Source organism: Nakamurella sp. GG22, assembly GCF_052976845.2.
This window is the reverse complement of the sequence record NZ_JBRIIO020000001.1, coordinates 499,399-511,402: the sequence shown is the minus strand read 5'-3', so window position 1 is coordinate 511,402 and position 12,004 is coordinate 499,399. Positions and strand designations below refer to the sequence as shown.

The 12,004-nt window shown below is 71.0% G+C and carries 10 protein-coding genes and 1 tRNA gene; 2 read left to right on the top strand and 9 right to left on the bottom strand.

Annotated features, from left to right (window positions below; genetic code table 11):
* The 7 genes from ACVBEQ_RS02345 to ACVBEQ_RS02315 form a co-directional block, all read right to left on the bottom strand.
* Window positions 1–839 (bottom strand): serine/threonine-protein kinase (locus ACVBEQ_RS02345; protein ID WP_447151793.1); only part of this gene is annotated, 839 nt, incomplete at its 3' end.
* Window positions 839–2,320 carry a peptidoglycan D,D-transpeptidase FtsI family protein gene (locus ACVBEQ_RS02340; RefSeq protein WP_447151792.1) on the bottom strand — a complete coding sequence of 494 codons (1,482 nt, stop codon included), beginning with the start codon at window positions 2,318–2,320 and terminating at the stop codon, window positions 839–841. The genes ACVBEQ_RS02340 and ACVBEQ_RS02345, both read right to left, overlap by 1 nt.
* On the bottom strand, window positions 2,317–3,798 hold the full coding sequence (locus ACVBEQ_RS02335; RefSeq protein ID WP_447151791.1) for an FtsW/RodA/SpoVE family cell cycle protein: 1,482 nt from the start codon (window positions 3,796–3,798) through the stop codon (window positions 2,317–2,319). Before ACVBEQ_RS02335 ends, ACVBEQ_RS02340 begins: the two co-directional genes overlap by 4 nt.
* Window positions 3,795–5,519 (bottom strand): PP2C family protein-serine/threonine phosphatase, encoded by a 1,725-nt coding sequence (locus ACVBEQ_RS02330; RefSeq protein WP_447151790.1) that lies wholly within the window; start codon window positions 5,517–5,519, stop codon window positions 3,795–3,797. The genes ACVBEQ_RS02335 and ACVBEQ_RS02330 overlap by 4 nt, the downstream gene beginning before the upstream one ends.
* Window positions 5,516–5,989 carry an FHA domain-containing protein FhaB/FipA gene (locus tag ACVBEQ_RS02325; protein WP_447151789.1) on the bottom strand — a complete coding sequence of 158 codons (474 nt, stop codon included), beginning with the start codon at window positions 5,987–5,989 and terminating at the stop codon, window positions 5,516–5,518. The genes ACVBEQ_RS02330 and ACVBEQ_RS02325 overlap by 4 nt, the downstream gene beginning before the upstream one ends.
* Before the next feature lie 22 nt (window positions 5,990–6,011).
* Window positions 6,012–7,292 (bottom strand): DUF3662 and FHA domain-containing protein, encoded by a 1,281-nt coding sequence (locus tag ACVBEQ_RS02320; protein ID WP_447151823.1) that lies wholly within the window; start codon window positions 7,290–7,292, stop codon window positions 6,012–6,014.
* Between the two features lie 96 nt (window positions 7,293–7,388).
* Window positions 7,389–8,009, bottom strand: a complete 621-nt coding sequence (locus ACVBEQ_RS02315) for a YigZ family protein (RefSeq protein WP_447151788.1) — start codon at window positions 8,007–8,009, stop codon at window positions 7,389–7,391.
* A gap of 91 nt (window positions 8,010–8,100) precedes the next feature.
* On the opposite strand from ACVBEQ_RS02315, the gene ACVBEQ_RS02310 reads away from it, so the two are divergent.
* Together ACVBEQ_RS02310 and ACVBEQ_RS02305 are read left to right on the top strand one after the other, a co-directional pair.
* Window positions 8,101–8,183, top strand: a tRNA-Leu gene (locus ACVBEQ_RS02310).
* A 102-nt stretch (window positions 8,184–8,285) separates the two neighbouring features.
* Entirely contained in the window at window positions 8,286–10,073 is a 1,788-nt protein-coding gene (locus ACVBEQ_RS02305) for a CocE/NonD family hydrolase (protein WP_447151787.1), read from the top strand.
* Here the strand turns inward: ACVBEQ_RS02305 and ACVBEQ_RS02300 are convergent.
* Window positions 10,022–10,936: an SDR family oxidoreductase gene (locus ACVBEQ_RS02300; RefSeq protein ID WP_447151786.1), complete on the bottom strand. Its 915-nt coding sequence runs from the start codon at window positions 10,934–10,936 to the stop codon at window positions 10,022–10,024. The two genes, ACVBEQ_RS02305 and ACVBEQ_RS02300, sit on opposite strands and share 52 nt — an antisense overlap.
* Before the next feature lie 53 nt (window positions 10,937–10,989).
* Window positions 10,990–11,973, bottom strand: a complete 984-nt coding sequence (locus ACVBEQ_RS02295) for a helix-turn-helix transcriptional regulator (RefSeq protein ID WP_447151785.1) — start codon at window positions 11,971–11,973, stop codon at window positions 10,990–10,992.
* Window positions 11,974–12,004: the final 31 nt, after the last annotated feature.

The window sequence follows — 12,004 nt, the reverse complement described above, 5'->3', positions numbered from 1 at the left end:
CCGGCGGTCCGCAGCCGGCTGACGGCCTGGGCGAGTGCCGCACCGTTGACCGGCCGTGCGCCCGGTTCCTTGGCCAGCATCTGCATGACCAGCGCCGCGACGGCGGGCGGGACGTCGGCGGGCAGCGGGCGGGGCGCCTCCCTGACGTGCGCCAGCGCCATCGCGACGGCGTTCTCGTTGCGGAACGGCAGCACTCCGGCAAGGCACTCGTAGGCCACCACGCCGAGCGAATAGATGTCCGATGCCGGTACGGCCTCGAGGCCGGAGGCCTGCTCGGGGGAGATGTACTGCGCCGTGCCCATCACCATTCCGGTGCGGGTGACCGGCGCCTGGTGGGCGACCTTGGCGATGCCGAAATCGGTGATCTTGAGCTGACCCGCCGGGGTGATCAGCAGGTTGCCGGGCTTGATGTCCCGGTGCACCAGGGCCCGGGCATGCGCGGCCTGCAGCGCCCGGCCGGTCTGCGAAAGGACGTCGAGGGTGCGGTCGGTGGGCAGCCGTCCGGTGCGGGCCAGGACGGCCGCGAGCGACTCGCCGTGGATCAGTTCCATCACCAGGTAGGCGGTGCCGCCCAGGTACGGGCCGACCCCGCCGGTGACCTCGCCGTAGTCGTAGACCGCTGCGATGCCGGGATGGTTCAGCGAGGCGGTGATCCGCGCCTCGGTACGGAACCGGTCGACGAACTCCGGGTCACCGGTCAGTTCGGGCCGAAGGATCTTCAGCGCCACCACCCTGGCCAGCCGGATGTCGTCGGCCGACCACACCTCGCCCATCCCGCCGACTGCGATCCGGGCGGTGAGCCGGTACCGGCCGGACAGCACCAGGCCGGGCGCGGACATCAGGGACCACCCGCCAGCGCGGCGGCGATCACCGATCGGCCGATCGGTGCAGCGACCTTGCCGCCGGTCGCGTCCAGGCCGAGCTTGCCGCCGTTCTCGACCATCACGGCCACCGCGACCTGCGGGTCGTCGGCAGGTGCGAAGGCGACGTACCAGGCGTGCGGCGGGGTCTTCTTCGGGTCCGTGCCGTGCTCGGCGGTCCCGGTCTTGGACGCGATGACGAGATCGGCGATGCCGCCGGCCCCGACGGTCTCCTGTTCGGACGCGACCATCATGTCGCGCACCTGGTCGGCCACCGAGATCGGGATCGCCTGGCCAAGCGACTCCGGCTCCGGCTGGGAGATCACCGTCAGGTCGGGCTTGGTCGTCTTCGCGATGAGGTGGGGGGCCATCTTGTCGCCGCGGTTGGCAATGGTGGCGGTGATCCAGGCCATCTGGAACGGGGTGACGGCGACGTCGCGCTGGCCGATACCGGTCTGCGCGAGGGCCGCGGTATCGGGGATGTCACCGAGCCGCGAACCGACGACGTCGAGGCCGATGTTCTCCTCCTGGCCGTCGACCCCCAGCGCCTCGGCCTGCTTCTGCACCGGGCCGCGACCCAGGCTCATGGCGACCTCGGCGAACGCCGTGTTGCAGGAGAAGGCCAGCGCCTCCGTCAGCGGCACATCACCGCCGCCGCCGTTGCCGCAGTTCTCGCCGGCGAAGTTCGACAGGGTCGCGCCGCCGGTGTCCGGCAGGGTGATCTTCGGCTCGCCCGTCACCTCGGTCTGCGGGGTGTACCCCTGCTGCAGTGCCGCCGAGGCGATGACGAGCTTGAACGTCGATCCCGGTGGGTACACCGCGGCGGTCGCCCGGTTCAGCAGCGGGCTCGGATCTGCGCTGACCAGTTCGTTGTAGGCCTTGCGCTGCACCGCATCCGAGTGACTGGCCAGCGGGTTCGGATCGTAGGACGGGGTGGAGACGACGGCCAGCACCTTGCCGGTCGACGGCTCCATCGCGACCACGGCGCCCACCAGCCCGTCGTCGGCCATCGCCGAGTACGCCGCCTGCTGGATCGCCGGCACGATGTTCAGTTCGACATTGCCGCCCCGCGGGTCACGTCCGGTGATCAGGTCGGACAGTTGCCCGGCGATCAGTTCGGGCGCCTCGCCGGACAGGATGTCGTTCTGGGTGCGTTCCAGGCCGGTGGGTCCGTAGCGCATCGAGTAGTAGCCCGTGAGGTGCGCGTAGACCGCGTCGCCGGGATAGACCCGCTGGTAGTTGTAGGGGTCGTCGACCGGGTCCGACCTGGCGAGGACGACGCCCCCGGCGGCGGTGATCTGGCCGCGCTGACGGCTGTACTCGGCGACCAGGGTGCGCTTGTTGTTCGGATCGGCCCGGTAGTCGTCGGCCTTGATGACCTGGGTGTAGGCGATGTTGGCCAGCAGCAGGCCGATCATCACGATGACCGCCGTGCCGAGCCGGCGGAGCGGCCGCTTCACGGCCGGTCCCCGTTGGCGTCTGCGGAGGCGGTGCGGCTGAGCAACGGCACCATCTGGGTGCTGGCCTCGTCGAGCGGCACCGGCTTGCCCGGGCGGACGGGCTTCGGCTCCGCGGGCCGGCGGGACGAGTCGGAGATCCGCACCAGCAGCGCCAGGATCACGTAGTTGGCCAGCAGGGACGAGCCGCCGTAGGACAGGAACGGCGTCGTCAGCCCCGTCAGCGGGATCAGCCGGGTGACCCCGCCGACGACGATGAAGGTCTGCAGCGCGAGGGAAAAGGAGAGGCCCGCGGCCAACAGGGTGCCGAAGCCGTCTTTCGCCGCGAGCCCGGTCCGGATGCCGCGGGCCGTCAGCAGGAGGTAGCAGAGCAGGATCGCGGTCACCCCGACGAGCCCGAGTTCCTCGCCGAGCGCGGCCATGATGAAGTCGGTGGACGCGAACGGGACGATGTCGGGCCGCCCGGCACCGAGTCCGGTGCCGAAGATCCCGCCGGTTCCCAGGCCGAACAGCGACTGCACCAACTGGTAACCGGAGCCGAGCGGGTCGCCGAACGGGTCGAGCCAGATGTCGACCCGGACCCGGACGTGGCTGAACAGCCGGTACGCGATGTAGGCGCCGCCGGCGAACCCGAGGACACCGATGATCAGCCAGGACACCCTGTTGGTCGCGACGTAGATCATCGCCAGCAGGGTGCCGAACAGCAGCAGCGCGGTGCCGAGGTCCTTTCCGCGGATCAGCACGGCCAGGGCCAGCAGCAGCGCGACCAGCAGCGGGCCCAGGTCGCGGGCCCGCGGCAGCACCAGACCGAAGATCTTCTTCCCGGCGGTGGACAGCACAGTGCGCTTGGACACCAGGAAAGCGGCGGCGAAGATGATCAGAGCAATCTTGGCGAACTCCGCGGGTTGGATGGAGAAGAGCCCGGGGACCTTGATCCAGATCTGCGCGCCGTTGACCTCCGACAGGCTGGCCGGCAGCACCGAGGGAACGGCCAGGAACAGCACCCCGACCAGGGCGAGTGTGTAGGCGTAGGACTGCAGCACGGTGTGGTCGCGCACGACGAGCAGCACGACGAGGAAGAACACCAGCGCGACCGCGGTCCACACCAGCTGCAGGGATGCCTGTGGCGTCGGCGCCTCCTCGCCGCGGTTCGCCGCGGCGACACCCGCGGCCAGGTCCAGGCGGTAGATCATCACCAGCCCGATCCCGTTGAGCAGTGCCACGATCGGCAGCAGCAGCGGGTCGGCGTACGGCGCGTACCGGCGGACGAGCAGGTGGGCGATCGCCAGGGCGGCCATGTAACCGCCGCCGTAGAAGGCCAGCGTCCAGCTCAGGGTGCGGCTCTGGTTGAGTTCGACGATGACGAGCGCGGACGTCACCACGACCGCCGCGAAGATCAGCAGCCACAGTTCTGCCGCCCGACCCGTCGGCCGTTTCCGGCCGGCCGGAACCTCGGCGCCGGGGACTGCCTTCGCGCTCACTTGACCACCCGGCAGGTCACACCCGGCTCGGGTGCGCGGGTGGGCAGCGGGGTGCCGCTCGATCCGGTCGGTGAGCTGGATCCGGTCGGTGAGACAGCCGTCGTGGTGCGGGTCGACGCGGTGCCGCTGGCGGTCCCGCTGCCGGGCGCACCCGGGATGAGGCCGGAACCGATCTCCCCGGACAGCCCGGTGGCCGTCGACGGGGCCGCGCCCGATGAGGATGCGGTCGCTCCCGAGCTGCGGGGCGCCGTGGTCGATCCGCTCGGCGCCCCGAGCGGGATCGACCCACCCGGAGCGGTGCCGACCGATCGGCTTGCGGTGTTGCTCGGCGTCGCGCTGCCGGAGCCGGTGGTGGTGCTGGGCGCAATTGACGTGCTCAGCGTGCTGCCCGGCGGCAGCGGCGCCGGCTGCGGGGTGGGGCACGGCGGGAGCATCTGGCCGGCCAGCCGGGTGATCACGCCGCGGGCGTCGTCGAGGGTTCCGGCCTGGATCCCGGCCACCACCTGGGCGCGCGCCGACGGCACCAGGTCGTCCACCTCGAGCGGCATGCAGCCGTTGAGCCCGGGCTCGCAGGACCCTTCCTGCACCGACGAGAGCTGCAGTCCGAGGACGGACCCGTCCACCCCGCGGAACACCGCGACCTGCCCGTTGCTGACCCCGACGTAGTACTGGCTGCGCACCCACAAGAATGATCCGGCGATGGCCCCGACCGCCAGCACCACCAGCGCGAGACCGCCGATGATGGCGCCGCGCCGGCGCTTGGATCGCCGTGCCGGGGGACCGGACAGCCCGCGGCCGCGCTGGTCGAAGTCGGACCCGAGCGGGGCGTCGAGGTGGTCCTCGTCGGCAGGGACGTACTCGGGACGGGCGGGCACGTCCTCCGGGATGGCAGGCAATGGCACGCGCGGCATCTCGGCCGTCATCCGCACCGAGGCGACGGTGCCGATCGGTCCCGTCGCGTCGGGGTCGACGGTGGCCTGCGCCTCCGTGGGGCCGGTGCCGACGCCGGTGTCCATCACGTCGGCGACGATGACCGTGATGTTGTCCGGGCCGCCGCCGACCAGGGCCAGCTGGATCAGCGCATCCGCGGTCGCGGCAGGGTCCGGATTCGCCAGCGCTTCGGCGATCGCCTCCGCCGACACCACACCGGGCAGCCCGTCGGAGCAGATCAGGTACCGGTCGCCGGCGGTGACCTCACGGATCGTCAGCGACGGGTCGACCTCGGTCCCGTTCAGGGCGCGCAGCAGCAACGAGCGCTGCGGGTGGTGGGTGGCCTCCTCCTGGGTGATCCGGCCGTCGTCGATCAGCGACTGGACGAAGGTGTCGTCGTGGGTGAGCTGGTGCAGCACGCCGTCCCGGTACAGGTAGGCGCGGGAATCGCCGACGTGGGCCATGCCGAGCCGGCCGCCGTCGAACAGCAGGGCGGTGACGGTGGTGCCCATCCCGTCCAGCTCGGGTTTCTCGTGTACGACCTCGGCGATCGCGTTGTTGCCGTCCCGGGTGGCCCTGGCGAGCGCCCGCAAGAGGTCCCCGCCGGCATCCCGTGAGTCGAGCGGAACGAACGCGGCGACCACCAGCCTGGACGCCATGTCGCCCGCGGCGTGCCCGCCCATGCCGTCGGCGACGACGAGCAGGTTGCTGCCGGCGTAGACCGAATCCTGGTTGTTGGAGCGGATCAGCCCCCGATCGCTGCGCGCTGCGTAGACGAGTTGATGCGTCATGGGCGCAGCTCGAGAACCGTGCGCCCGATGCGGATCGGTACCCCGATCGGCACCGGGGTCGGCGTGGTGATGCGCGCGCGGTCGAGGTAGGTGCCGTTTGTCGAGCCGAGGTCCTCGAGGAAGTACTCGGAGCCCTGCTGGGTGATCCTGGCGTGCCGGGTGGAGGCGTAGTCGTCGTCGAGCACGAGGGTCGAATCCTCGGCCCGGCCGATCAGGATCGGGCCTGGCCCCAGTCGCAGCCGGGTGCCGGCCAGCGTCCCCGCCGTCACGACCAGGATCGTTGGGTGCAGCCGGCCCTGCGTCACCTGCCGCTGCTCGTCGCCGCGACTGCGCGACCGACCGCCGCCGTCACCCCTGGGATCCGCCGCGTACCGCAGATCGGAACGGATCACCCGCATCGCGGCCAGCACGAACAGGCAGAGCAGGATCAGAAATCCGATCCTGGTCAGCTGGAGGATGAGTGCCGGCACCTGGTTGTCCTTTGTCGACCGGTCAGTACCGGCCGGAGAAGACGACCGTGGAATGACCGATGTGGATCACGTCGCCGTCCGCGAGCTGCCAGGTCTGCACGGAGGATCCGTTGACGGTGGTCCCGTTGGTGGACCCGAGATCGTGCAGGACAGCCGTCTGGCCGTCGAAGTAGACGTCGACATGACGGCGCGACACCGAGGTGTCGGCGAGCCGGAAGGCGGCGTCCTGCCCGCGACCGATGACGTTCGACCCGCGCTGCAGCTGGTAGCTGCGGCCGGAACCGTCGTCGATCGACAGGGTGGCCGTCAGCTCCTGCTGGGGCGCCGGCGGCAGGCCGTAGTTCTGCCCGTAACCGGGCTGCCCGTAGCCCTGGGGGTACTGCTGGCCGCCCGCGTACGGGCTCTGCTGGTACCCGCCCTGCTGGTAGCCGGGATCGCCCCACTGCTGCGGCGGCCCCTGCTGGTACGGCTGCTGCGGGTAGCCCTGCTGGGGGTAATCCTGGTGGGGGTAGCCGGGCGGGGGGCCCTGCTGGCCGGCCGGCGGCCCGCCGGGCGGCTGCTGACCGTACTGCTGCTCCCACTGCTGACCCTGCTGGTCCCAGACCCGCTGCCCGTAACCGGGGGCGTCGTACGGCTGTGGCGGGTAGCCGGGATTCTGCTGGCCGGGGTACGGCTGACCCTGCCAGCCACCCTGCTGGTCGGGCTGCGGATCGCGCGGATCGCGCCCGGGCGGCGGTTGCCGGGGATTGCGGTCGGACTCGCCTGGTGGCTGGCTCATGCGTCCCACTCCTGACCTTGCCTGCGGTGATCGGCGACCGACGTCCGGGTCGACGATCGAGCTGATGCGGAACTGCCCGGTGTGCAGGGACTCGGACTGCTCGAGGGTGACGGCAACGTCCCCGAAGGTCTGCCATCCCTGCTCGTCCAGATACTCCCGGATCATGTCCGACAACGCAGAGGCGACACTCACTTCGTCGGCCCCGAGACCCTGCCGATCGGTCGGGCCGAGCCGTACGCGGTAGGAATTGGGCGCGATCGCCGCGTTGCCCTGGTGCTGGACGTGCTCGGCCGCTTCCTTCTGGAGGGCGTCGGCGACCTCGGCGGGCTGCACCGATCCGCCGAACAACCGCGCGAAGGTGTTGCCGACAGCGCCTTGCAGTCGACGTTCGAAACTCTGGATGACGCGCATCGTCACCTCCCCGTCCGGTCCGTAGGTGGGCAGCGGCGAACGTGTCGTTTCCGCCGCTGCGCCGCTGATCGCTCCCGTGCTGCCGCACGATGGCGCGCGGGTTGGCGGGCGCACCGTCAACCGTTGATCGTAGTAGGGACGCCCGTGGCGGTGACCGGTTGCTCAGCGCCGCCAGGCCGGATCGGCCGCCCGGACGACCGATCCGCGATCTCAGTCCGGAATGTCGACCAGTTCGAGCGCTCCCGGCACCGCGCTGGCCCGGCCGCCGGTGTGATCGGCCACCCAGCCGACGAAGGCCGGCACCTGCTGCTCGGGGACGTGCACCGTCAGCCGGACGTCCGCGCCGTATTCGATGTCGACCATCCGGCGGCCCGCGGAACGCAGCTCGTTCTCCAGTTTGCCGGCGTCGGCGTGGGCGGCGGTCACCGTCACGGTGACGTGCGGAACGAGTCGCACGGTGCCCACCGCGTCGACGGTCTCGGCCACCGAGCGGCCGTAGGCGCGGATCAACCCACCGGCCCCGAGTTTGACGCCGCCGTAGTAACGGGTGACGACCGCGGCGGTGTCGGTCAGCTCGCGGCGGGTCAGTACCTCGAGCATCGGGACGCCGGCGGTGCCGGCGGGCTCGCCGTCGTCGTTCGACCGCTGCTCCGCCCCGCCGGGTCCGACCCGGAACGCCGTGCAGTTGTGCGTGGCGGCCCAGTTCTGCCTTCTGATGTCGGCGATGAACGCCGCGGCCTCGTTGACGGTGCGCACCCGGGCCAGGCTGCAGACGAAGCGGGAGCGCTGGATCTCCAGCTCGTGGGAGCCGCTCCCGGCAATGGATCGCACGGTCCGAACCGTAACCACGGCAGCTGTACCCGGCGGCCGTCGGCGGGTTCGGAACCCTCCGAGCAGCGTGTTAGCCTGTTCCGCGTCACTCGGGCAAGTGGCGAAATGGCAGACGCGCACGGTTCAGGTCCGTGTGTCCGAAAGGACGTGGGGGTTCAACTCCCCCCTTGCCCACTCTGGTTGAGACAGACGTCGAAGGCCCCGCAGGCATCCACAGCCGCGGGGCCTTCGGCGTTCCGCAGGCGTGCAGCCGCCCCGGTGCGGTGAACTGACGGCATGACGACCGCAGCGGACGCACCGGCCCTCGACCGCCCGTGGCACAGGCCGGGCGCCGCGCGGTATGCGCTGACCAGGCTCCGGACCCTGGTGCGGCCGCCGGTGCGGATCACCGAACCTGAGCCCGGCGCCGTGCTCGTCGACCGGGATGTCCCGGTGGTCACCAGGGACGGCACCGTGCTGCGGGTCAACGTGCACCGGCCGCCGGGGCCCGGACCGTTCCCGGTGTTGCTGTCCGCGCACCCCTACGGCAAGGACAACCTGCCGCGCCGGCACCCGGACAGGCTGGGCGGCGGCTACCGGGTGCCGTTCCAGTTCCGGATGTTGCGTCAGACGGCTCCGATCGAGATCTCCTCGCTGACCGGCTGGGAGGCACCGGACCCGGCCTGGTGGACGACCCGCGGGTACGCCGTCGTCAACGCCGACCTGCGCGGCGCGGGGACCTCCGACGGCGTCGGATCGCTGCTGTCTGATCAGGAGGGGGAGGACGTCCGCGACCTGATCGAATGGGCGGGCACCGCCGACTGGAGCACCGGGGCGGTCGGGTTGATCGGCGTCTCCTACCTGGCCATCTCGCAATGGAAGGCCGCCGCGCTGCAGCCGGCGCACCTGCGGGCGATCGTTCCGTGGGAGGGATTCACCGACGCCTACCGGGACCTGGTCCGGCCCGGCGGGATCCGCGAGACCGGCTTCGTCAAGATCTGGAGCCGTGCTCTGCGCAACGCCCGGCTGCGGTATTCGATAGACAGGGAGAGCGCCGCACGGCCGCTGCGTGACGACTGGTGGCGTTCGTTGGTCCCCGACCTCGCTGCCATCACCGTGCCGGCACTGATATGCGGCAGCTTCTCGGACAACAACTTGCACAGCCGGGGATCGTTCCGCGGGTTCGAGCAGATCTCCTCGGCCGAGCGCCACCTGTACACGCATCGCGGCGGGAAGTGGGCGACCTTTTATTCCGCCGATGCGCTGGCGGTCCAGCAGGCGTTCCTCGACCGTCATCTGGGTGTCGATGCGGCGCCGTCCACCCCGCTGTCCAGGGTCCGGCTCGAGGTCCGGGAGAGCCGGGATCGGGTCGCGGAGGTCCGGACCGAGACGGCGTGGCCGCTGCTCTCGACGAACTGGACGCCGCTGTTCCTGACGGGCCGCGGCCTGTCAGAGCAGCCGCCCACCGACGCCGGTCACATCACGTTCGACACCCGTTCCAGCGGAGCACGGATCGGCTGGACGGTGCCCGCCAACACCGAGCTGACCGGTCCGATGGCACTGACGCTGTTCGTCTCGGTCAGCGGCGCAACCGACGTTGACCTCTACGTCGGGGTCGAGAAGTGGCGCGGCAAAAAGTATGTCCCCTTCGAGGGGTCCTACGGCTTCGGCCGGGACCGGGTCACGACCGGATGGCTCATGACGTCGCTGCGGTCTTTGGATCCGGTCGGGTCCCGGCCCTTCGAACCCGTGCCGAGGTTCACCGACCTGCAGGCGCTGGCTTCCGGGCAGGTGGTCGAAGTGGCCGTGCCGCTCGGCCCTTCGTCGACGCTGTTCCGAGCCGGCGATCGGCTGCGGCTCGTGGTGGCCGGACGATGGTTGTGGCCGCGGAACCCGCTGACCGGCCAGTTCCCCGCCGGCTACCAGCGCGGCCCCCGTGGCACCTGCATGCTGCATTGGGGCCCCGCCAGGCCTGCGCGGTTACTGATCCCGGTGATCGGTCCCGCGAGCGGACAGCTGCGGGAAGGTGCCGATCAGGGAGTGGGCGAGCCGCCGGTGACCGAGATCGTCGCGCCGGTGGTGTAGCTCGACTCGCCGGTCGCCAGGTAGACGTAGGTGCCGGCCAACTCGGCCGGCTGACCGGCGCGGCCCAGCTCGGACTGCTCGCCGAAGCTCGGCAGTTTGTCCACCGGCTGTCCGCCGCTGACCTGCAGCGGCGTCCAGAACGGGCCTGGCGCAACGACATTCACCCGGATGCCCTGTTTGGCGACCTGCTGCGCGAGCGCCTTGGAGTAATTGTTGATCGCCGCCTTCGTGGCGGCGTAATCCAGCAGTCCGGGCGAGGGGGTGTACGCCTGCACCGACGAGGTGGTGATGATGCTGCCGCCCGCCGGCATGTGCGGGAGCGCCGCCTTGGTCAGCCAGAACAGGCCGTAGACGTTGGTCTTGAACGTCTCGTCGAACTGCTCGGTGGTCAGGTCGCCGATGCTCTCGACGTAGACCTGCTTGCCGGCCCCCGACACCAGCACGTCGATGTGGCCGAGTTCGTCGACCGCCTTCTGCACCAGGTCGAGGTTGCCCTGCTCGGTGGACAGGTCGCCGGGAGCCGCGACGACCTTCTGGCCGGTCTCCTTCAGCAACTCGAGAACCTCGGTCGCGTCCGGCTCCTCATTGGGCAGGTAGGACAGCACGACATCGGCCCCCTCCCTCGCGAAGGCGATCGCCACCGCCCGGCCGATACCGGAGTCGGCCCCGGTGATGACGGCCTTGCGGCCGGTCAGCCGGCCGGAGCCGACGTAGGACTGCTCGCCGTGGTCCGGCTTCGGGTCCATCGCGCCGGCCAGTCCGGGAGCGGGCTGCTGCTGCTCCGGCTGCGGCGGCTGCGGGTACTTGGTGGTCGGGTCGACCTGGTCGTATTGGGTCTGCTGCTCTTTCTGGGATGTGCTCATGCCCTGCTAGTACCCAGTCAGCCAGGCGACGAACGTACGCGCTGCGAACTACCTCAGCGGGCGGCGTTCGCGTACCGCCGGCTCAACCGGCCGGCGGCGTCCTTCAGTTCGGCCGGCCCCACGATCTCCAGGTCGACGTCGAACATGCCCACCCAGGCCGCCAGCCGGTCCCACGACCACGACCCGGCCAGCACCCGGCAGCGGTCCGGCGCGAGTTCCTCCACGACCGCCTGTCGCCGCACCCAGGACGCGATCTCGGCCGCCGGTGCGTGCAGCACGAACTCCCCGCGGCAGGGCCACTCGCCACCCCGGAAGGACGCGTCGATGTAGGCCGCGACGTCGCCACCTGGCAGGTCGCGGGGTGAGAACCGTGGGCCGGTCGGTGTTTTCGGCGTCATCCGGTCGACCCGGAAGGTGCGCCAATCGTCGCGCTCGAGGTCCCAGGCGATCAGGTACCAGCGTCCACCCCAGGTGACGAGGTGGTGCGGCTCGGTCCGCCGCGGCGGTTGCCACGGCCGCTCCTCCCCGGTCCAGTTCGGGGTCTCGTAGTCGAACCGCAGCACCTCACGCGCCCGGACAGCGGAGCCGACCGCGATCAGGTGCTCGGTGTCCACCGTCGGCCGGGTGTCCCCGCCGCGCGGGACGGCCGTCACCCGCAGGGCATCCACCCGCTGGCGCAGCCGGGCCGGCATCACCTGCCGGACCGTCGCCAGCGCACGCAGCGCGCCCTCCTCGATCCCGGTGACGCTCGACGTCGCGGTCTGCAGCGCGACGGCCACCGCGACCGCCTGCTCGTCGTCGAACAGCAGCGGCGGCAGGTCCGTGCCGGCGTCCAGCCGGTAACCGCCGTCCGGACCCTTGGTGGCCCGGACCGGGTACCCGAGGTCGCGGAGCCGGTCGACGTCGCGGCGGACCGTCCGCGGGCTGACCGCCAATCGCTCGGCCAGCGCCCCGCCGGGCCAGTCGCGGCGCACCTGCAGCAGCGACAGCAAGCGCAGCAGCCGGGCCGATGTTCCGGAACTCCCTGCCTCCGTCATGTCTTCAGAATGCCTCAGGTAGCGGTCAGTA

Excerpts from the sequence above, each read along its gene's own strand:
- ACVBEQ_RS02330 (WP_447151790.1), bottom strand. The coding sequence starts at position 5,519 with ATGACGCATCAACTCGTCTACGCAGCGCGCAGCGATCGGGGGCTGATC.
- ACVBEQ_RS02300 (WP_447151786.1), bottom strand. The coding sequence starts at position 10,936 with ATGAGCACATCCCAGAAAGAGCAGCAGACCCAATACGACCAGGTCGAC.
- ACVBEQ_RS02305 (WP_447151787.1), top strand. The coding sequence starts at position 8,286 with ATGACGACCGCAGCGGACGCACCGGCCCTCGACCGCCCGTGGCACAGG.
- ACVBEQ_RS02295 (WP_447151785.1), bottom strand. The coding sequence starts at position 11,973 with ATGACGGAGGCAGGGAGTTCCGGAACATCGGCCCGGCTGCTGCGCTTG.